Origin of the sequence: Enterobacter sp. ku-bf2, assembly GCF_001742765.1 — a bacterium.
GTDB lineage: Bacteria > Pseudomonadota > Gammaproteobacteria > Enterobacterales > Enterobacteriaceae > Enterobacter > Enterobacter quasiroggenkampii.
Genome location: NZ_MDVW01000020.1, coordinates 63,815 through 81,510, shown reverse-complemented (window position 1 = coordinate 81,510; position 17,696 = coordinate 63,815). Strand labels below are relative to the sequence as shown.

Annotated in this window: 20 protein-coding genes; 12 read left to right on the top strand and 8 right to left on the bottom strand. The window is 56.5% G+C overall.

Annotation, left to right across the window (positions count from 1 at the left end):
• The 5 genes from BFG58_RS19280 to BFG58_RS19260 form a co-directional block, all read right to left on the bottom strand.
• Positions 1 to 957, bottom strand: a complete 957-nt coding sequence (locus BFG58_RS19280; RefSeq protein ID WP_069720364.1) for a carbamate kinase family protein — start codon at positions 955 to 957, stop codon at positions 1 to 3.
• On the bottom strand, positions 954 to 2,507 hold the full coding sequence (locus BFG58_RS19275) for a xanthine permease (protein WP_069720363.1): 1,554 nt from the start codon (positions 2,505 to 2,507) through the stop codon (positions 954 to 956). The genes BFG58_RS19280 and BFG58_RS19275 overlap by 4 nt, the downstream gene beginning before the upstream one ends.
• An 11-nt stretch (positions 2,508 to 2,518) precedes the next feature.
• A complete protein-coding gene (locus BFG58_RS19270) occupies positions 2,519 to 3,934 on the bottom strand; it encodes a DUF1116 domain-containing protein (RefSeq protein ID WP_069720362.1) in 1,416 nt (471 codons plus the stop codon).
• Positions 3,934 to 5,475, bottom strand: coding sequence for an acyl-CoA synthetase FdrA (gene fdrA / locus BFG58_RS19265; RefSeq protein ID WP_063622330.1), 1,542 nt, complete (start codon positions 5,473 to 5,475; stop codon positions 3,934 to 3,936). The genes BFG58_RS19270 and fdrA overlap by 1 nt, the downstream gene beginning before the upstream one ends.
• Positions 5,476 to 5,584: 109 nt before the next feature.
• The gene (locus BFG58_RS19260; protein WP_048029257.1) at positions 5,585 to 6,190 is read right to left on the bottom strand and encodes an ankyrin repeat domain-containing protein; all 606 of its coding nucleotides are present in this window, start codon (positions 6,188 to 6,190) and stop codon (positions 5,585 to 5,587) included.
• A 320-nt stretch (positions 6,191 to 6,510) separates the two neighbouring features.
• On the opposite strand from BFG58_RS19260, the gene BFG58_RS19255 reads away from it, so the two are divergent.
• Positions 6,511 to 7,440, top strand: a complete 930-nt coding sequence (locus BFG58_RS19255) for a LysR substrate-binding domain-containing protein (RefSeq protein ID WP_045909292.1) — start codon at positions 6,511 to 6,513, stop codon at positions 7,438 to 7,440.
• Here BFG58_RS19255 and BFG58_RS19250 read toward each other — a convergent pair.
• A complete protein-coding gene (locus BFG58_RS19250; RefSeq protein ID WP_045909293.1) occupies positions 7,437 to 7,595 on the bottom strand; it encodes a YqaE/Pmp3 family membrane protein in 159 nt (52 codons plus the stop codon). The two genes, BFG58_RS19255 and BFG58_RS19250, sit on opposite strands and share 4 nt — an antisense overlap.
• 181 nt (positions 7,596 to 7,776) lie before the next feature.
• Between BFG58_RS19250 and BFG58_RS19245 the strand changes: the two genes are divergently transcribed.
• The 3 genes from BFG58_RS19245 to BFG58_RS19235 all read left to right on the top strand — a co-directional run bounded on the left by BFG58_RS19245 (position 7,777) and on the right by BFG58_RS19235 (position 8,866).
• Positions 7,777 to 8,076 carry a helix-turn-helix transcriptional regulator gene (locus BFG58_RS19245; RefSeq protein ID WP_069720361.1) on the top strand — a complete coding sequence of 100 codons (300 nt, stop codon included), beginning with the start codon at positions 7,777 to 7,779 and terminating at the stop codon, positions 8,074 to 8,076.
• A 9-nt stretch (positions 8,077 to 8,085) separates the two neighbouring features.
• The gene (locus tag BFG58_RS19240; protein ID WP_069720360.1) at positions 8,086 to 8,607 is read left to right on the top strand and encodes a rhodanese family protein; all 522 of its coding nucleotides are present in this window, start codon (positions 8,086 to 8,088) and stop codon (positions 8,605 to 8,607) included.
• Between the two features lie 79 nt (positions 8,608 to 8,686).
• Positions 8,687 to 8,866: a hypothetical protein gene (locus tag BFG58_RS19235; RefSeq protein ID WP_048029253.1), complete on the top strand. Its 180-nt coding sequence runs from the start codon at positions 8,687 to 8,689 to the stop codon at positions 8,864 to 8,866.
• 38 nt (positions 8,867 to 8,904) lie between these two features.
• On the opposite strand, the gene stpA is transcribed toward BFG58_RS19235, so the two are convergent.
• Entirely contained in the window at positions 8,905 to 9,309 is a 405-nt protein-coding gene (stpA, locus tag BFG58_RS19230; protein WP_048029252.1) for a DNA-binding protein StpA, read from the bottom strand.
• 494 nt (positions 9,310 to 9,803) lie between these two features.
• On the opposite strand from stpA, the gene alaE reads away from it, so the two are divergent.
• Positions 9,804 to 10,253 carry an L-alanine exporter AlaE gene (gene alaE / locus BFG58_RS19225; protein WP_023617655.1) on the top strand — a complete coding sequence of 150 codons (450 nt, stop codon included), beginning with the start codon at positions 9,804 to 9,806 and terminating at the stop codon, positions 10,251 to 10,253.
• 32 nt (positions 10,254 to 10,285) lie between these two features.
• Here alaE and BFG58_RS19220 read toward each other — a convergent pair whose 3' ends face one another.
• On the bottom strand, positions 10,286 to 10,630 hold the full coding sequence (locus BFG58_RS19220; protein ID WP_008502568.1) for a DUF2002 family protein: 345 nt from the start codon (positions 10,628 to 10,630) through the stop codon (positions 10,286 to 10,288).
• A 160-nt stretch (positions 10,631 to 10,790) separates the two neighbouring features.
• Here BFG58_RS19220 and BFG58_RS19215 point away from each other — a divergent pair, with 160 nt between their 5' ends.
• From BFG58_RS19215 to proW, 7 genes are all read left to right on the top strand, one after another.
• The gene (locus BFG58_RS19215) at positions 10,791 to 11,117 is read left to right on the top strand and encodes a DUF883 domain-containing protein (protein ID WP_008502569.1); all 327 of its coding nucleotides are present in this window, start codon (positions 10,791 to 10,793) and stop codon (positions 11,115 to 11,117) included.
• 252 nt (positions 11,118 to 11,369) lie between these two features.
• Positions 11,370 to 11,609: a glutaredoxin-like protein NrdH gene (nrdH, locus tag BFG58_RS19210; RefSeq protein WP_069720359.1), complete on the top strand. Its 240-nt coding sequence runs from the start codon at positions 11,370 to 11,372 to the stop codon at positions 11,607 to 11,609.
• Positions 11,606 to 12,016 carry a class Ib ribonucleoside-diphosphate reductase assembly flavoprotein NrdI gene (gene nrdI / locus BFG58_RS19205; RefSeq protein WP_024907682.1) on the top strand — a complete coding sequence of 137 codons (411 nt, stop codon included), beginning with the start codon at positions 11,606 to 11,608 and terminating at the stop codon, positions 12,014 to 12,016. Before nrdH ends, nrdI begins: the two co-directional genes overlap by 4 nt.
• Entirely contained in the window at positions 11,989 to 14,133 is a 2,145-nt protein-coding gene (gene nrdE / locus BFG58_RS19200; RefSeq protein ID WP_069720358.1) for a class 1b ribonucleoside-diphosphate reductase subunit alpha, read from the top strand. The genes nrdI and nrdE overlap by 28 nt, the downstream gene beginning before the upstream one ends.
• Positions 14,134 to 14,142: 9 nt before the next feature.
• Entirely contained in the window at positions 14,143 to 15,102 is a 960-nt protein-coding gene (gene nrdF, locus BFG58_RS19195; protein ID WP_069720357.1) for a class 1b ribonucleoside-diphosphate reductase subunit beta, read from the top strand.
• A gap of 330 nt (positions 15,103 to 15,432) precedes the next feature.
• Positions 15,433 to 16,635, top strand: a complete 1,203-nt coding sequence (proV, locus tag BFG58_RS19190; RefSeq protein ID WP_008502574.1) for a glycine betaine/L-proline ABC transporter ATP-binding protein ProV — start codon at positions 15,433 to 15,435, stop codon at positions 16,633 to 16,635.
• Positions 16,628 to 17,692, top strand: coding sequence for a glycine betaine/L-proline ABC transporter permease ProW (gene proW, locus BFG58_RS19185; RefSeq protein ID WP_008502575.1), 1,065 nt, complete (start codon positions 16,628 to 16,630; stop codon positions 17,690 to 17,692). Before proV ends, proW begins: the two co-directional genes overlap by 8 nt.
• Positions 17,693 to 17,696: the final 4 nt, after the last annotated feature.

The window sequence follows — 17,696 nt, the reverse complement described above, 5'->3', positions numbered from 1 at the left end:
TTATCTTCCTTCATTCACAATATGGGTACCGGTTTCCCCGCGCAGCGCGGCGGGCAGGCAGTCTGGCGAGGTGATGATCACCCGCTTGCCGCCGTGGTGTAAAAATTCCAGCGAGGCGACGATTTTGGGCAGCATGCTGCCCGCCGGGAAGTGGCCTTCTTCCCTGTAGCGCGTCATCTCCGCTACGTTGACGGTGTCCAGCGCCTGCTGGTTTGGCTTGCCGAAGTTGACGCACACCTTCTCCACGCCGGTGGTAATCACCAGCACGTCGGCGCGGATCTCGCGCGCCAGCAGCGCGGTGGAGAGATCTTTATCAATCACCGCGTCGACGCTCTGGTAATCGCCCTGCTCAGTGCGCACCACCGGAATACCGCCGCCGCCCGCGCCGATCACCACAAACCCTTTTTGCGTCAGGGTCTTGATCGCATCGGCCTCTACAATGCGCAGCGGCTGCGGCGAGGCCACCACGCGACGATATCCCCGGCCCGAGTCCTCAACAAAGTGCCAGTCCGGGTGCGCGCGCTGCAGTTCGTCGCGCTGCGCCTCGCTGAAGAACGCGCCGATCGGTTTCGTCGGGTGCGTAAAACCAGGATCGTTTTTATCCACTTCCACCTGCGTGACGACCGTGACCGCTTTTTGCTCCCCGCGTGCGGCCAGGCGGTTGTTCAGCGCCTGCTGGATCAGGTAGCCAATGCCGCCCTGGGTGTCCGCCACGCAGTTTGCCAGCGGCGTGAGGGGAAGCCCCTCCCGCTCGTGGGCAATTTCAGCCCGGCGCAGATCCAGCCCCACCTGAGGGCCGTTGCCGTGGGTAAGCACGATGTCATAGTCGGAGGCCAGCATTTCGAGCACTGACTCTGCCACCGCTTTAACCGCCTGCGCCTGATGTTCAACCGACTGGCTGGCGTTGTCTTTGATAATGCTGTTGCCGCCAATGGCGACGACCATAAGCTCTTTCATACGTGCTCCTTCGCAACAGTACCCGGCTCAGCGCTCGCCGCTTCGCGGCTATCCAGCACATGCTTCACCACAAACATGCCGCCCATCATCAGATACGCGGTGACGAACATCAGCGAACGGCCTTCGGCAAAGCCCACGACCGGAGCGTGGATCACCCCGAACAGCGCCAGCAGCGCCCCGCCCGCCGCAGCCACGGCACCGCGCAGCGGTTTGTTGATGATGGCGAAAATGGCGATACATCCCCACAGCATGCTGGCGAGCGGTGCCCCGTTCCCCAGATGGACTAATCCTTCGTAGTAGATCCCTTTGCTGTGCAGCACGTCGGTGCCGATTTTGGCGGCATTCGTGCCCGCCGCGCCCATCACGCTGTTCATCATGGTCAGCGCCCAGTTGGCGATCCACGGGAACAGGCAGATGAAGATCACGGGCACTTCCACCTTCGGCGTTTCCCTCACCACCTGGTTGGCGGTGACCACGCCGATAAACACCAGAATCGGCACGATGGCAGTCATCGGAATGATGGCGAGCATAAACGCCCCCAGCCCGAACAGCGGCACGATGAACATGGTCACGCCGGAGGCCAGCGTGTAGCCGATGCTCGCACCCATCGCTTTCCAGCCGGGATGGCCGACGTAGACCGTCACCGGGAACGGGTTGCCCATCAGGCAGCCGAGCATGGAGGCCAGACCGTTCGCCAGCATGACTTTACGCGTCGGGTATTCATCCCCCGCCGCGTGGGCGCTTTCGATGTTCTCCAGGTCAAAGATGTAGTTCGCCAGACCCAGCGGTACGGCAGAGGCAAGATACGGTAGCGCGTGCGGCAGCCCCTGCAGGAAACCTTCCACGTGCACCTGCGGCGGGTTAAAGCCGAAGGATGACATGGAAGCTTTAATCGCCTCCGGGCTCTGCAGGCCGGAGATCCACGCCAGGGCCGTACCGGCAATCAGCAGCAGAAGACCGGTCGGGATGCGGGCAAAGATCGGTTTTTTACCGAACCAGTTGATGAAAATCAGCAGCAGCACGATAAACGACACGGTCGGCGCCTCGAACGCCTGCAGCATCGGGTTCATCGCCAGCAGCAGCAGACCCAAACCGGACAGGCACGACAGCAGCACGGTACGCGGGATCATCTTGCGGATGGTTTCCCCTAAAAACGAGCCACCCGCCAGGATCATCGCCTCCACGAAGCACCACACCAGGCCAATCTGGATAGCGAACTCCGCATCACCGGTCTGCTGATAGACCGGCATCAGCACCAGGAAGGTTACGGTAAAAATAGACGGCGCGCTGGGGCCGGACGGCAGCGCGGTGACGTCCGTGCGCCCGGTCTGGCGCGCCATCTGCATGCCAAACCAGGCGTAGCAAATACTCGCGGTCAGCACCGCCAGCCCGAAGGCTGGCGCAATGCGTCCATAAACAATCTCCTTCGGGATGCCGACGACAAAAATGAGCAACCCCATCATGGTCAGCGAATTGGTCAGGTTGTTGGTCATCAACCCGAAATACGCCGCCCAGTCACCTCTTTTCCACTCCAGTTTCATGTTTTTCATGGATGCATGCCTTATAAAAAGTAGCGATCGCGGAAGGTCAACAGCGCCTTTTCAAAACAGCTAAACGGCGGGTGAACGATGCCCGCCCCAATCATGCCGATGCCCGCATCTTTATGCGCAATAGCGGTGTTAATTACCGGGAGAATGCCGCTGCCGGCGACTCTGGTGATGTCGATGGCGGTCGGGATCCCCATAAACGAGAGCAACGGAATAGTGACGTTCGGGTTTTCGCCGAGGGTGATTTCGCGCATCTGACGGGAGAAGTCGATAGCTTCCTCCACCGTGCCGCCCACCAGCGCAACGATCGCCGGGGCCGTCGCCATCGCAAAGCCGCCGATGCCGTAGGTTTCGGTGATGGCGCTGTCGCCGATATCCAGCCCGGAGTCTTCCGGCTTATAGCCCGCGAACATCGGGCCGATCACCTGCTGCGCCGGGCCGGTGAACCACTGCCCCGGAAGGCCGGAAACGCGCAGGCCGAACTCGTAGCCGTTGCGCGCCATGGTGGTAACCACGGTGCTGTATTCAATGCCGTGAGCGGCATCCAGGGCGGCTTTACACATCGCCATCCACGTCGGGCCGGAGAAGTAGTCGCTGCTGGCGACAAACTCGAACACCTCGCGCTGCTGCTCAACCGGATAGCCCGCCTGGATCAGCCCCGGGGTCAGCGCCTGGATCAGCAGCGTGGTGCCCGCATTGTTGCGGTTGTGGCACTCATCGCCCATGTGCAGCGCCTGGGCCAGCATCAGGCGCAGGTCGATTTCGCCGATAATCTTCATCGCGTCGCGCAGCATCGGACCGAGAACGTCGCGCATCCAGTTCAGGCGGTCGATGACGCTCTGGTCGTTGGCGCCCATGCGCAGGATCTTCGCCATCTGCTCGCTGAGGTTGGTGAAGGCGCGGTTGCCGTAGGTTTTGTTCTCAACAATGTGCATAAACATCGACGCAGAGGTAACGCCCGCCATGGAGCCCACGCAGTCATGCTCGTGGCACGGCGAGAAGGTGATCTCGCCGGAGGCGGCAAGCCGTGCCGCGTCGTCCAGATCTTTCGCCAGCCCTTCAAACACCAGCGCACCGGTGACCGCGCCTTTCATCGCGCCACACATGTTTTCCCAGGAGACTGGCGGACCAGCGTGCAGAATGGTGGTGCGGGTCATCCCCGGCACGACGTTAATCGCCTGGTCATAGCCCACCAGCACCGGATGGGACTGAATAATGCGCTCAAGGGCGATTTGGTTGGCGGCGGCGATCTTCTCCGCCAGCGGTTTTTCCGCCAGCTGATCCAGCGCTTCAACCACCTGCATATTGCCCTGCCCCGGCGGCGTCCAGTCGAGCTGGGTCACGGGAACGTGCTGCTTTTTAAGATCGTCGCTGAACATCGCGATACCCACGTTAATGACGTTCAGCGGCTGGTTAAATAAGGTGGTCATTATGCGTTCTCTCCTTTGCAGACAAATTCGCGTGCCAGTAATCCGGTATTGGTGCTGCTGCTGGCCCAGATGACGCCTGCGTCGGTCAGCATCTGGCACTGCTGCGCCAGCGACTGCGGATCCTGATCGGTGCCGAGCACGTATCCGAGGATCTCAAGCGGACGGTTATCGGCCTTCGCGATGGCCTGCGCCTCTTTGATCGCCTCGATCATCACCCCCACCGGATCCTCGTGCGCGCCGAAGCCCAGCACAAAGTCCATCACGATGACGCCCACTTCCGGATCGCGCGCCTCCTGAAGCAGTCGGCTGATGCGGTTGGTCGGGTCGATCATCGGATGCGGCTTGCCGTTGGTGAAATCGTCGTCGCCAAAGTCGAGGAAGGTGTGAGCTTTACTGACGCTGACGTCCGGCAGGCGTTTAGCGGGATCCGGCTGGATATTGCTGTACACGTCGTCGAACTTCTCCAGCGCGGCAAACATCGCTTCGTCGCACAGAGTGCCGCCGCAGAACAGGCCGCGAATGTACTTCTGCTGCGGGGTCAGGCGGGCGCGCACCTCTTCAATCAATGGCCAGTTGAGCGGGTGCAGATCAAGGGACTCTTTTTTGATGCCGGTGAGCAGAACGGCCTTCAGCGCCGCCTCTTTGGTGCCGCGCGCAAACTGCAGTCCGTCCTCATCGGCGGGCGGTTCATTGCGCCCGAGGAAGCAAACAACCACCGGCTTGCGGCAGGCTCTGGCGCGGGCCAGCACCTTTTCTGCCACGGCAGGAGCCGCTGGTTTGGAGATCAGCGCGATAACCTGGGTGCCCTCGTCGGCTTCCAGCATGTCGATGGCGTCCAGCATCATCAGGCCGCCAATTTTCTCGCTGAGATCGCGCCCGCCGGTGCCAATCAGCTGCGACACGCCGCCGCCGAATTCGTGGATGCGCACGCTCAGCTCCTGGCTGCCGGTGCCGGATGCGCCGACGATGCCAATCGGTCCGCGACGCACCGCGTTGGCGAAGCACAGTCCCGCGCCGTTGATGATGGCGGTGCCGCAGTCCGGCCCCATCATCAGCAGTCCTTTCTGGTGCGCCAGCTGCTTCAGCGCCAGCTCGTCGTCGAGCGAGACGTTATCGGAGAAGAGCATTACGTTGAGATCGTTTTCCAGCGCCTGACGCGCCTCGCGGGCGGCGAAGGTGCCATTGACGGAGATCACCGCAAGGTTGCTCTCCGGGCGATGGGTTTTAGCGCTGGCAATCGTCGCGTAGCGCGCTTCATGAGAGCCCGCGCTCTCTTTACGCGTGAACAGCGCTTCAATAGCGGCCAGCGTTTCATCATTCGCCGCGTCACCTTTAATGACGATCATCAGGTCGCCGTTTTTCGCCTCATTTAATTCCGGCGTTAACAGCCCGAGGTTTTTTAATACGCCCTTATTCATTTCCGTTGCCATGGCGACAAAGGCCTGTTCAACGCCCGGCAATTTATTGGCTTTAGTGGAAACGGACATTAATGACACGGAGTCAAAATAGGTGTTCTTTTTTATGACAATTTTCGTTGGCATTATTTTCTCCTGAAAGCGGATAAAAGGGGGCCGCCGTCGTGCACAATGCACGTCGGTAAAAAATGCTTTATTTAATTAGCGGCCAGCCGGGACGGGCTGACCGATTGTTTTACGCGCCCGCCGCCAGCAGCAGGTCGGCAATCTCAGTGAAGCCTTTCTCCCGCGCCAGTTCGAGCGGGGTTTTGCCGTATTTGTCGGTCATATGCGGGTTCGCGCCGTGATCCAGCAACAGCTTCACAATCTCTTGCTGTTTCGCACCGCCGTCGTTTAACACAATGGCTTCCAGCAGCGGCGTCCAGCCGACAAAGTTGGTGTGGTTAACGTTGATATCGGTTTTTTCCAGCAGCTCGCGCACGATCTCCACGTGCCCTTTTTCACTGGCAGGCGTAATGCCCACGCCGCCAAAACGCGTCAGGCGGTCGAGATCCGGATTCGCGGGTAATACCAGCCGCAGGAGGGTTAAATCATTCGTCAGGCAGCTAATGAGGAAAGGGTTAAAGCAGGTCTGATCCTGTTTATCAATATCTGCCCCGGCGGCAATTAAAAATTCTACGCAGGAATAGTGTTTTTTCAGGCTGGCAATCGTAACGGCGGTTCTTTTCTGGCGGTTAGTGGCGTTAATATCCACGCCTTTCTCCAGACAGGCTTTTAGCGCATCGCTATTGCCCTCTTCTGCCGCCAGCAGAAATTCGGTAACCAGTTCAGTTGCAGACATATTCAGACTCCCGATGTTTTTCTTTCTGTTGACCTGAGAATAGCAACAGCCTGGTCATAAAAGAATCCGCTTAAAAATGATTCATCGACAGTCAATTCATTGTTGAGTTAAATTCAACAGTTCGGTCAAAACGTGCGTCTGTGCAACCTTTTTCTTATGTTTAACCGCTTTTTAGCGCATCAAAACGCATTATGCTTATGTCTGATAAAGCCTTATGCACCAGGGCTTTCGGCAAAGCGTCAGAACTGTGATCGGCTTCAAATGCGTTGTAACAGCGTTGTTAAAATATGTTCAAAACTGATGTCTGACGGAGCCGTGATATGAATTCCATCTTTACCGAAGAGAACCTGCTGGCCTTCACCACCGCCGCCCGCTTTGGCAGCTTCAGCAAAGCCGCCGCCGAACTGGGCGTCACCACCTCCGCCATCAGTTACACCATTAAGCGCATGGAGACCGGGCTGGACGTGGTGCTGTTCGTGCGTAACACGCGCAGCATTGAACTGACCGAGTCCGGCTTTTACTTTTACCGCAAAGCCACCGACCTGCTTAACGACTTTCACGCCATCAAGCGCGGGATTGATACCATCTCACAGGGCATCGAGGCGCGGGTGCGCATCTGTATCAACCAGCTGTTGTATACGCCGCGCCATACGGCGCGGCTGCTGCAGGTGCTGAAAAAGCAGTTTCCCACCTGCCAGATCACCGTCACCACCGAGGTCTATAACGGCGTATGGGACTCCATTATCAACAACCAGGCCAATATCGCCATTGGCGCACCGGACACGCTGCTCGACGGCGGCGGAATTGACTACACCGAGATCGGCGCTATCCGCTGGGTGTTTGCCATCGCGCCGGCGCACCCGCTGGCGTTCGTTCCGGAACCGATAGCGGAAAGCCAGCTGCGCCTGTACCCCAACATCATGGTGGAAGATACCGCGCACACCATTAACAAGAAGGTGGGCTGGCTGCTACACGGACAGGAGGCGATTCTGGTGCCGGACTTTAATACCAAATGCCAGTGTCAGATCCTGGGCGAAGGGATAGGTTTTTTACCGGAGTATATGGCGCGGGAAGCGGTGGAAGACGGGCTGCTGGTGACGCGGCGTATCAATAACCCGCGTCAGGATTCGCGCATGCTGCTCGCCACGCAGCATGCCGCGACCGGCCAGGTCACGCGCTGGATCAAACAGCAGTTTGGCCCCCAGGGCGTACTGACCGGGATCTACAGCGACTTACTCTGGCGTGCTTAGCTCTTACTCTGAACCCAGAAAGCGTGGATAAGACCCGGGATGTAGCCCAGCAGCGTCAGAATAATGTTGATAATAAACGCCCAGCCGAAACCTTTGCCCAACAGCACGCCCAGCGGCGGCAACAGGATGGTAAAAACAATACGCCAAAAACCCATATCAAAACTCCGTGCAAGCTAATCCATTGAAAATAATAAAGAGAACTATCTCTAAGCATAGCCAGTTTACCTGTCTGCGCCAGTTCTCTCCCCTGCGTTTACCCTCTTTTACGCTTTTGACGCTGGCGTAATGCGCAGAATTATTTTAGCATTAACTTAATTAAGCAAATACTAAACTATCATGACCGAACTCGAACAGCTTCAGGCCAGCGCAGAGCAGGCCGCAAACCTTTTAAAAGCGATGAGCAATCCGCGTCGCCTGCTGATCCTCTGCATGCTGTGCGGCGCCCCCGGCACCAGCGCGGGGGAACTGGCCCGCGCGACGGGGCTGAGCCCTTCCGCCACGTCGCAGCATCTGGCGCGCATGCGTGAGGAAGGTCTGATTGACAGTACCCGCCAGGCACAGCGCATTCGCTATTTCATTAAAAACGATGCGGTGCATCAGCTCATCAGCACCCTGAAAACCCTTTATTGCCCGTAAGGAGCCGCCATGTCACTTCCCCTTATTTCGCCGCGCGAGGCCAGCGCCCGCATCGCTGAAGGTGCAAAGCTGATTGATATTCGTGATGCCGACGAGTACGCCCGCGAGCATATTCCCGCCGCGCAGTCCATGCCGCTGGATACCTTACCCGGTGGACTTAAAACGCACGCGGGCGAAACGGTGATTTTTCACTGCCAGTCTGGCGCCCGCACCTCAGGCAATGCCGAACGCCTTGCGCAGGCCGCCGCACCCGCTCAGGCACTGGTGGTCGAAGGGGGCATTCAGGGCTGGAAGCAGGCGGGTCTGCAGACTGTCGAAGACAAAACCCAGCCGCTGCCGCTGATGCGTCAGGTGCAAATTGCCGCCGGGCTGCTCATTCTCTGCGGCGTGGTGCTCGGCTATAGCGTCTCCGGCGGCTTTTTCCTGCTCAGCGGCTTCGTAGGAGCCGGGCTGCTGTTCGCCGGTGTGACCGGTTTTTGCGGCATGGCGAGGCTGCTCAAGGTGATGCCCTGGAACCGTCGTACCTCATAAGCAGTAATCGCTGAAATACGCTGTACCCGCCGTCATACGTGGGCTAAGGTGAAGATCGCTAAAACGATGAGGAGGTAATATGTTTTCTGTCGGTGATTATGTACAACCGCGTAAAGGCGGCCCGAAGCTGAAAGTGCTTGAAGTGAATGGTGACAGCGTTGTGGCGGTACAGGCCAGCAATGAGCAAGGCGAGAAATATACCCTGAAAGCGGCCGATCTGGCGCCGTATACTGAAGACGGTGATTTCGGCGTCTGCTGAAAAAATGCCGGGCGGCGTGTTCCGCCCGGTTTACCTGTTTAGATCAGAAAATCTTCCAGTGATTTGCCGTTTGCCAGCGCGCTGGCAATAGGCTTCGGCGTGCGGCCCTGGCCGGTCCACGTTTTCTCTTCACCGTTCTGGTCAATAAAGCGATATTTGGCATCACGCGGCTTGCGCTTTTTCACTGGCTTACCCGCCTGCCCCAGTTCAGAGCCCAGCAGATCGGTCGGTGAAATACCATCGGCTTTCATTCGTTCCAGCAGGGCATTAATTTTCTCCTGCTGTTCAGCCCGCTGCTGCTCTAATTCCGCCAGCTCACTACGTTTCTCTTCAGCAACGACCCTGACCTTTTCCAGCATTTCCTCAAGAACGTCCAGGGATAATTCGCGTGCCATGGCGCGCAGAGTTCGGATATTATTAAGATTCTGTAACGTCAAAGACATATTATTTGAAAACCTTCTCTTTAGGGTAAATAGATAAATCACCGACAGAATAATTCATTTCCGCTGAAATATCTACCCGCGGGGCGTCCCTGCCAATAGCGTAAATATGTTTTACTGCCACCCTTAATATTATCTTATAACGCCTGTGGGATACGCATGGATTCAATCACCCAATCAAAATAAATGGTCATTCTTAATCAAAATTTCAGCATCCTGCGCTTTCCAAAAGCGGGTTGACGCCCTCGTCAGTGCGAAGAGATACAACCCTATGATTTACATTAAAAAATCATCACACGAGACACATTATAACGAAGCGAACAAAAAACCATCAATTTTAGAGAATTTTGTGGACAAAACGCGTTTAAATAAAAATTAATCACTAGTTGTTAGTTCAAACATAGAGATATACGCTATACACGTCAAACAAACCAACCTAAAGCACTAATCGCTTCGGGAAAATCGTTTCTTTTGTGTTCTTCTCAAGGAGTTCAGACATGTTCTCACCGCAATCACGCCTTCGCCATGCCGTGGCGGATACTTTCGCGATGGTTGTCTACTGTTCCGTTGTGAACATGCTGATCGAAATATTCCTCTCCGGAATGACCTTCGAGCAGTCACTTTCTTCTCGTCTGGTGGCGATCCCGGTCAATATTATTATTGCATGGCCTTACGGCTTATACCGCGATGCCGTCATGCGTTTCGCACGTCGTATCAGCCCCGCAGGCTGGGTGAAAAACCTGGCGGACGTTCTGGCCTATGTGACGTTCCAGTCGCCGGTTTACGTGGCTATTCTGCTGACGGTGGGCGCGGACTGGCACCAGATCGCTGCGGCGGTCAGTTCGAATATTGTGATTTCAATGCTGATGGGGGCGGTGTATGGCTATTTCCTCGACTACTGTCGCCGCCTGTTTAAGGTCAGCCAGTACAGCCAGGCAAAAGCGTGATGTGAAGCGACTGGCGCACGCCAGTCGCAAATTTACTGTACGTCGCCAAACAGTCCCTTCAAAAATCGTTCCAGCGCCATACGCGAGCTGAAACCATGCGGAATACCATAATGCTCATGCGTCTCTCCGCCTAAATAGAGCGGAAATTGCTGATAGTGATCGCAGGTTTTAATATCCGAGGCAGGCTCAGCAAATGACAGGCTTCTGTCTTTCAGCGTCGGGTGAATAATGAGAGCGGTACGTCCCATTCTTGCTTCACGATTAACGTAAACATAATTCTCGCCACGGCGATATCCATACGCTTTTGGCGTCACCTCATCCATGGTGAATCCCTCTTTTTCAAGAACGCGCGCCACCTCATCAGGTCGTAAATACATATCTTTTCCTCGTTATCTTTTCCTGCCCGGCAACCTTACAGTATTCAGCATTAGCAGGGCTTTCAGAATAGTCCATAAACTGCCGGATAACGCGTGATGCGCTTCAGATATTAAATTTCTGAACTAAACTGAACGGGAACGCAAAATTACGGAGGATCGTATGTTTAACAGACCGAACCGAAACGATATTAATGACGATGCGCAGGATATTCGTAATGATGTCAGCCAATTAGCGGACACGCTGGAAGAGGTGCTGAAATCCTGGGGAAGTGACGCGAAGGACGAAGCGGATGCCGCAAAACGTAAGGCTCAGTCTCTGCTCCGTGAAACCCGCGCGCGCTTAAACGGCCGCACGCGTACGACACAGGCTGCCTGCGATGCGGTCAGCTGCGCAACGACCTTCGTGCGCGAGAAGCCGCTCTGTACGCTCGGCACGGTAGCGGCAGTCGGTATCTTTGTGGGCGCTCTGCTTAGCCTGCGTAAATAACCCGCTCACGCACCGTTATCTGCCCCGGTGGTCAGTGGCTGCCGGGGCTTTTCTTTGCCTTCTCGCCTGTAAAACCCGTATAGCCTGCCCTGCCCCGCTGAGCTCATCATCGTGACAACATCAATCTGAATTTCCCATATCTTGTATGGTTGAAACTTAAGATAACTACATCTAGTATTCCTTTTAGCAAGACACACACAACCTGACGCGATGATTCGCGCCGTTCTCTCATTTTAAATGGAAATACGAATCATGGGCATTATTATTTACACTCGTAACGATTGTGTTCAGTGCCACGCAACTAAACGGGCGATGGAAAGCCGCGGCGTGGCGTTTGAGATGGTGAATATTGACCAACAGCCCGAGGCCGCCGATACCCTTCGCGCGCAGGGTTTCCGTCAGCTTCCGGTGGTGGTGGCCGGGGAGACCAGCTGGTCTGGCTTCCGCCCGGACATGATCAACCGCATCGCCGCACAGGCCACACGGGCATGAGCAGACTGGTGTTCTTCTCCAGCAGCTCGGAAAACACGCTCCGTTTTATTGAGCGCGTCGGGCTGCCTGCGGTGCGCATTCCGCTTAACGAGCGGGAGCGGATCCGGGTAGAGGAACCTTACATTCTGGTGGTGCCCAGCTATGGCGGAGGCGGCACGGCGGGCGCAGTGCCTCGCCAGGTGATCCGCTTTCTGAACGATCCTCATAACCGGGAGCTGATCCGCGGCGTCATTGCGGCGGGGAATCGCAACTTCGGCGACGCCTTTGGCCGCGCCGGAGATGTCATCTCTCAAAAATGCGGCGTGCCGTATCTCTATCGCTTTGAGCTGATGGGGACACAGCAGGACGTCGAAAACGTGCGTAAAGGAGTGAACGAATTTTGGCAACGACAACCGCAGAACGGGTAATACAGGCGACGCCGGATTACCACGCATTAAACGCGATGCTTAACCTCTATGACCGGGAGGGACGCATTCAGTTTGATAAAGACCGTGAGGCGGTGGACGCCTTTTTTGCCGCCCACGTGCGGCCCAACAGCGTGACCTTTACGAGCCAGGATGAACGTCTCGACCACCTGGTTAACGAGGGTTACTACGATGCGCGCGTCCTCACCCGCTACGAACGCGCCTTCGTCGTGAAGCTGTTTGAACGCGCCCACGCCAGCGGCTTTCGTTTCCAGACATTCCTTGGCGCGTGGAAGTTCTACACCAGCTACACCCTGAAGACCTTTGACGGTAAGCGCTACTTAGAAAGCTTTGAAGATCGCGTGGTGATGGTCGCGCTGACCCTGGCGCAGGGCGATGAAGCGCTGGCGCAACAGCTCACCGACGAGATCCTCTCCGGCCGCTTCCAGCCCGCCACGCCCACCTTTCTCAACTGCGGCAAAGCCCAGCGCGGTGAGCTGGTCTCCTGCTTCCTGCTACGTATCGAAGATAATATGGAGTCGATTGGTCGCGCGGTGAACTCGGCGCTGCAGCTTTCCAAACGCGGCGGCGGCGTGGCGTTTTTGCTCTCTAACCTGCGCGAAGCGGGCGCGCCGATCAAGCGCATCGAAAACCAGTCCTCCGGCGTGATCCCGGTGATGAAGATGCTGGAGGATGCGTTCTCCTATGCTAACCAGCTTGGCGCGCGCCAGGGCGCGGGAGCGGTTTACCTGCACGCGCACCATCCGGACATTCTGCGTTTTCTCGATACCAAGCGCGAAAACGCCGACGAAAAAATCCGTATCAAAACCCTGTCGCTTGGCGTGGTGATCCCGGATATCACCTTTAAACTGGCCAAAGAGAATGCCGAGATGGCGCTCTTCTCGCCGTATGACGTTGAGCGAATCTATGGCAAAGCCTTTGGCGACGTGGCCATCAGCGAACTTTATGACGTGCTGGTAGCCGACGAGCGCATTCGCAAAAAATATATCAACGCCCGCGATTTCTTCCAGACGCTTGCCGAAATTCAGTTTGAGTCCGGCTATCCGTACATCATGTACGAAGATACGGTAAACCGCGCGAACCCGATTGCCGGGCGCATCAACATGAGCAACCTGTGCTCGGAGATTTTGCAGGTCAACAGCGCGTCCGGCTATGACGAGAATCTGGACTATGCGGAGATCGGCAAAGACATCTCCTGCAACCTCGGGTCGCTGAATATCGCCCACACCATGGATTCCCCCGACTTTGGCCGCACGATAGAAACCGCCATTCGCGGGCTGACGGCGGTGTCGGACATGAGCCACATCCGCAGCGTGCCGTCCATCGAAGCGGGCAACGCTGCGTCGCACGCTATCGGGCTGGGGCAGATGAACCTCCACGGCTATCTGGCGCGGGAGGGCATCGCCTACGGCAGTCCGGAAGGGCTGGACTTCACCAACCTCTATTTTTACACCGTCACCTGGCACGCACTGCATACCTCGATGATGCTGGCGCGCGAGCGCAACCAGCGTTTCGCGGGCTTTGAGCAGTCCCGCTACGCCAGCGGGGCGTATTTTAGCCCGTATCTTGAAGGCGACTGGCAGCCGAAAACCGAAAAAGTACGCGAACTGTTTGCTCGCGCCGGAATTGTGTTGCCGACGCGCGCGATGTGGCAGCAGTTGCGTGATGACGTGATGCGCTACGGCATCTACAACCAGAACCTGCAGGCCGTACCGCCAACCGGTTCGATCTCCTACATCAATCACGCCACGTCGAGCATTCACCCGATCGTGTCGAAAATTGAAATTCGCAAAGAAGGCAAAACCGGACGCGTTTACTACCCTGCCCCGTTTATGACCAATGAGAACCTGGCTTTGTACCAGGACGCGTATGAGATCGGCCCGGAAAAAATCATCGATACCTACGCCGAGGCGACGAAACACGTGGATCAGGGACTCTCGCTGACGCTGTTCTTCCCGGATACCGCCACCACGCGGGACATCAACAAAGCGCAGATCTACGCCTGGAAAAAAGGTATCAAGACGCTCTACTACATTCGCCTGCGCCAACTTGCGCTGGAAGGCACCGAAATTGAAGGCTGCGTGTCCTGCGCGCTGTAAGGAGAAAGGATGAAACTGTCACGCGTGAGTGCCGTTAACTGGAACAAAATCCAGGACGATAAAGACCTGGAGGTATGGAACCGCCTGACCAGCAACTTCTGGCTGCCAGAAAAGGTCCCGCTCTCCAACGATATTCCGGCCTGGCAAACCCTGAGCCACGCCGAGCAGCAGCTGACGATCCGCGTCTTTACCGGCCTGACGCTGCTCGACACCATTCAAAATACCGTCGGCGCACCGGCTCTGATGAGTGACGCGCTGACGCCGCACGAAGAGGCGGTGATGTCGAACATCAGCTTTATGGAGGCGGTGCACGCCCGCTCCTACAGCTCGATTTTCTCCACGCTGTGCCAGACCAAAGACGTGGACGCGGCCTACGCATGGAGTGAAGCGAGCGAGTCACTACAGAGAAAGGCGGAGCTGGTGCTGACGTATTATCGGGCCGACGAGCCGCTGAAGAAGAAGATCGCCAGCGTGTTTCTGGAATCCTTCCTCTTCTATTCCGGCTTCTGGCTGCCCATGTACTGGTCGAGCCGGGGCAAGCTCACCAACACCGCCGATTTGATTCGCCTCATCATTCGTGATGAAGCGGTGCACGGGTATTACATTGGCTATAAGTATCAGAAAGGCCTGGAAAAGGTCAGCGACGCGGAGCGAGAGGAGCTCAAAGGGTTTGCGCTTGATTTGCTGATGGATCTGTACGACAACGAGCTGAGCTATACCGAAGAGCTCTACGCTGGTACCGGCTGGGAGGAAGACGTGAAGGCCTTCCTCTGCTACAACGCCAACAAGGCGCTGATGAACCTGGGTTACGAGGCGCTTTTCCCACCGGAGATGGCGGAGGTGAACCCGGCGATTCTGTCCGCGCTGTCGCCCAACGCCGACGAAAACCACGATTTCTTCTCCGGGTCGGGTTCATCGTACGTGATGGGCAAAGCGGTGGAAACCGAGGATGAAGACTGGGATTTTTAATGAACGTTAACGTTCGTTAATTTAATATAAACCCAACAATTTCCTCTCTAATATTTACAAAGCAACTACACTGTCATTTCTGCGTCATATTCGCCTGAATCACCCGATTCAGGCGAAATTCTCCTGCGCCACAGCAAAAAATTGAGAAAAATTCAGATCACGCTCAGCCCTTTACTCATGGGAAATTCAGCCGTTTCGCTTCCCTGAAAATTCACGTCATAAGCAAACCCAGGGTTGTCTCAGATTCTCAGTATGTTAGGGTTATGCCCGTTAACAATTTACCATGGTAATCATATCGACATAAACAAATAACAGGACACTCTCTATTGCATGGCAATTAAATTAGAAGTGAAAAATCTTTATAAAGTATTTGGCGAGCATCCGCAGCGCGCATTCAAATATATTGAGAAAGGCCTTTCGAAAGAGCAAATTCTGGAAAAAACCGGGCTATCACTTGGCGTTAAAGACGCCAGTCTGGCCATTGAAGAAGGCGAGATTTTTGTCATCATGGGATTATCCGGTTCGGGTAAATCCACTATGGTTCGCCTTCTCAATCGCCTGATTGAACCCACCCGCGGACAGGTACTGATTGACGGCGTGGATATCGCCAGAATATCAGACGCCGAGCTTCGCGAGGTGCGCAGAAAGAAGATTGCGATGGTATTCCAGTCATTCGCGCTGATGCCGCACATGACGGTGCTGGATAATACCGCTTTCGGCATGGAATTAGCCGGCACACCCGCGCAGGAACGTCAGGAAAAAGCCCTTGATGCCCTGCGTCAGGTAGGGCTGGAAAATTATGCGCATGCGTACCCGGATGAACTTTCCGGCGGTATGCGTCAGCGCGTGGGATTAGCCCGCGCATTAGCCATTAATCCAGACATTTTATTAATGGACGAAGCTTTCTCCGCCCTCGATCCGTTAATTCGCACCGAGATGCAGGATGAGCTGGTAAAATTACAGGCTAAACATCAGCGAACCATTGTCTTTATTTCCCACGATTTGGATGAAGCCATGCGTATTGGCGACCGTATTGCCATTATGCAAAACGGTGAAGTGGTGCAGGTCGGCACGCCGGATGAAATACTCAATAATCCGGCGAATGATTATGTCCGCACCTTCTTCCGCGGCGTGGATATTAGCCAGGTCTTTAGCGCCAAAGATATTGCCCGTCGAACGCCAAACGGCATTATTCGTAAAACCCCAGGCTTCGGCCCGCGCTCGGCGCTTAAGCTGCTGCAGGACGAAGACCGTGAATACGGTTATCTGGTTGAACGCGGCAATAAATTTGTCGGCGTTGTCTCCATCGACTCTCTGAAAACCGCGCTCAGCGAAAACCAGGGGATCGATGCGGCGTTGATTGACGCTCCGCTTGCCGTGGACGCCGAAACGCCGCTCAGCGAGTTGCTCTCTCACGTAGGGCAGGCGCCGTGCGCCGTGCCGGTCGTGGGTGAGGAACAACAGTACGTCGGCATCATCTCAAAGCGGATGCTGCTGCAGGCTTTAGATCGCGAGGGGGCAAACAATGGCTGACCAAACTAACCCGTGGGGTACCACTGAAGCGGCGGATAACGCTGCACAATCCGCCGACGCGTGGGGTTCCACGCCAGCACCCGCCGACGGCGGCGGCGCGGCAGACTGGCTGAACAGCGCCCCCGCGCCTGCGCCAGAACACTTCAACATCATGGACCCGTTCCATAAAACGCTGATCCCGCTGGACAGCTGGGTCACGGAGGGGATCGACTGGGTGGTGACGCACTTCCGCCCGGTGTTCCAGGGGATCCGCATCCCGGTGGATTACATCCTGAACGGCTTCCAGCAGCTGATGCTGGGCATGCCGGCACCGGTGGCGATTATCCTGTTCTCCCTGATCGCCTGGCAGTTTGGCAGCGCCGGCATGGGTGTCGCCACGCTGATTTCGCTGATTGCCATCGGCGCGATTGGGGCCTGGTCGCAGGCGATGATCACCCTGGCGCTGGTGCTGACCGCCCTGCTCTTTTGCATTGTCATCGGCCTGCCGATGGGGATCTGGCTGGCGCGCAGCCCGCGGGCAGCGAAGATTATCCGTCCGCTGCTGGATGCAATGCAGACCACCCCGGCGTTCGTCTATCTGGTGCCGATTGTGATGCTGTTCGGCATCGGCAACGTGCCGGGTGTGGTGGTCACCATTATCTTTGCCCTGCCGCCGATTATTCGTCTGACCATTCTCGGGATCAACCAGGTGCCTGCGGACCTGATCGAAGCGTCACGCTCGTTCGGTGCCAGCCCGCGCCAGATGCTGTTTAAGGTTCAGCTCCCGCTGGCCATGCCAACCATCATGGCGGGCGTTAACCAGACGCTGATGCTGGCCCTGTCGATGGTGGTGATTGCCTCGATGATCGCCGTTGGCGGTCTCGGTCAGATGGTGCTGCGCGGCATTGGCCGTCTCGACATGGGGCTGGCCACCGTCGGCGGCGTCGGGATTGTCATCCTCGCCATTATTCTTGACCGCCTGACCCAGGCCGTTGGTCGCGATTCACGCAGTCGCGGCAACCGTCGCTGGTATTCCACCGGCCCTGTCGGGTTACTCACCCGCCCCTTTAGAAAATAAGGAA

What these genes read in the sequence shown, in the direction of transcription:
- BFG58_RS19280 (WP_069720364.1), bottom strand. Translation starts at nt 957, where the DNA reads ATGAAAGAGCTTATGGTCGTCGCCATTGGCGGCAACAGCATTATCAAA.
- BFG58_RS19275 (WP_069720363.1), bottom strand. Translation starts at nt 2,507, where the DNA reads ATGAAAAACATGAAACTGGAGTGGAAAAGAGGTGACTGGGCGGCGTAT.
- BFG58_RS19270 (WP_069720362.1), bottom strand. Translation starts at nt 3,934, where the DNA reads ATGACCACCTTATTTAACCAGCCGCTGAACGTCATTAACGTGGGTATC.
- fdrA (WP_063622330.1), bottom strand. Translation starts at nt 5,475, where the DNA reads ATGCCAACGAAAATTGTCATAAAAAAGAACACCTATTTTGACTCCGTG.
- BFG58_RS19260 (WP_048029257.1), bottom strand. Translation starts at nt 6,190, where the DNA reads ATGTCTGCAACTGAACTGGTTACCGAATTTCTGCTGGCGGCAGAAGAG.
- BFG58_RS19255 (WP_045909292.1), top strand. Translation starts at nt 6,511, where the DNA reads ATGAATTCCATCTTTACCGAAGAGAACCTGCTGGCCTTCACCACCGCC.
- BFG58_RS19250 (WP_045909293.1), bottom strand. Translation starts at nt 7,595, where the DNA reads ATGGGTTTTTGGCGTATTGTTTTTACCATCCTGTTGCCGCCGCTGGGC.
- BFG58_RS19245 (WP_069720361.1), top strand. Translation starts at nt 7,777, where the DNA reads ATGACCGAACTCGAACAGCTTCAGGCCAGCGCAGAGCAGGCCGCAAAC.
- BFG58_RS19240 (WP_069720360.1), top strand. Translation starts at nt 8,086, where the DNA reads ATGTCACTTCCCCTTATTTCGCCGCGCGAGGCCAGCGCCCGCATCGCT.
- BFG58_RS19235 (WP_048029253.1), top strand. Translation starts at nt 8,687, where the DNA reads ATGTTTTCTGTCGGTGATTATGTACAACCGCGTAAAGGCGGCCCGAAG.
- stpA (WP_048029252.1), bottom strand. Translation starts at nt 9,309, where the DNA reads ATGTCTTTGACGTTACAGAATCTTAATAATATCCGAACTCTGCGCGCC.
- alaE (WP_023617655.1), top strand. Translation starts at nt 9,804, where the DNA reads ATGTTCTCACCGCAATCACGCCTTCGCCATGCCGTGGCGGATACTTTC.
- BFG58_RS19220 (WP_008502568.1), bottom strand. Translation starts at nt 10,630, where the DNA reads ATGTATTTACGACCTGATGAGGTGGCGCGCGTTCTTGAAAAAGAGGGA.
- BFG58_RS19215 (WP_008502569.1), top strand. Translation starts at nt 10,791, where the DNA reads ATGTTTAACAGACCGAACCGAAACGATATTAATGACGATGCGCAGGAT.
- nrdH (WP_069720359.1), top strand. Translation starts at nt 11,370, where the DNA reads ATGGGCATTATTATTTACACTCGTAACGATTGTGTTCAGTGCCACGCA.
- nrdI (WP_024907682.1), top strand. Translation starts at nt 11,606, where the DNA reads ATGAGCAGACTGGTGTTCTTCTCCAGCAGCTCGGAAAACACGCTCCGT.
- nrdF (WP_069720357.1), top strand. Translation starts at nt 14,143, where the DNA reads ATGAAACTGTCACGCGTGAGTGCCGTTAACTGGAACAAAATCCAGGAC.
- proV (WP_008502574.1), top strand. Translation starts at nt 15,433, where the DNA reads ATGGCAATTAAATTAGAAGTGAAAAATCTTTATAAAGTATTTGGCGAG.
- proW (WP_008502575.1), top strand. Translation starts at nt 16,628, where the DNA reads ATGGCTGACCAAACTAACCCGTGGGGTACCACTGAAGCGGCGGATAAC.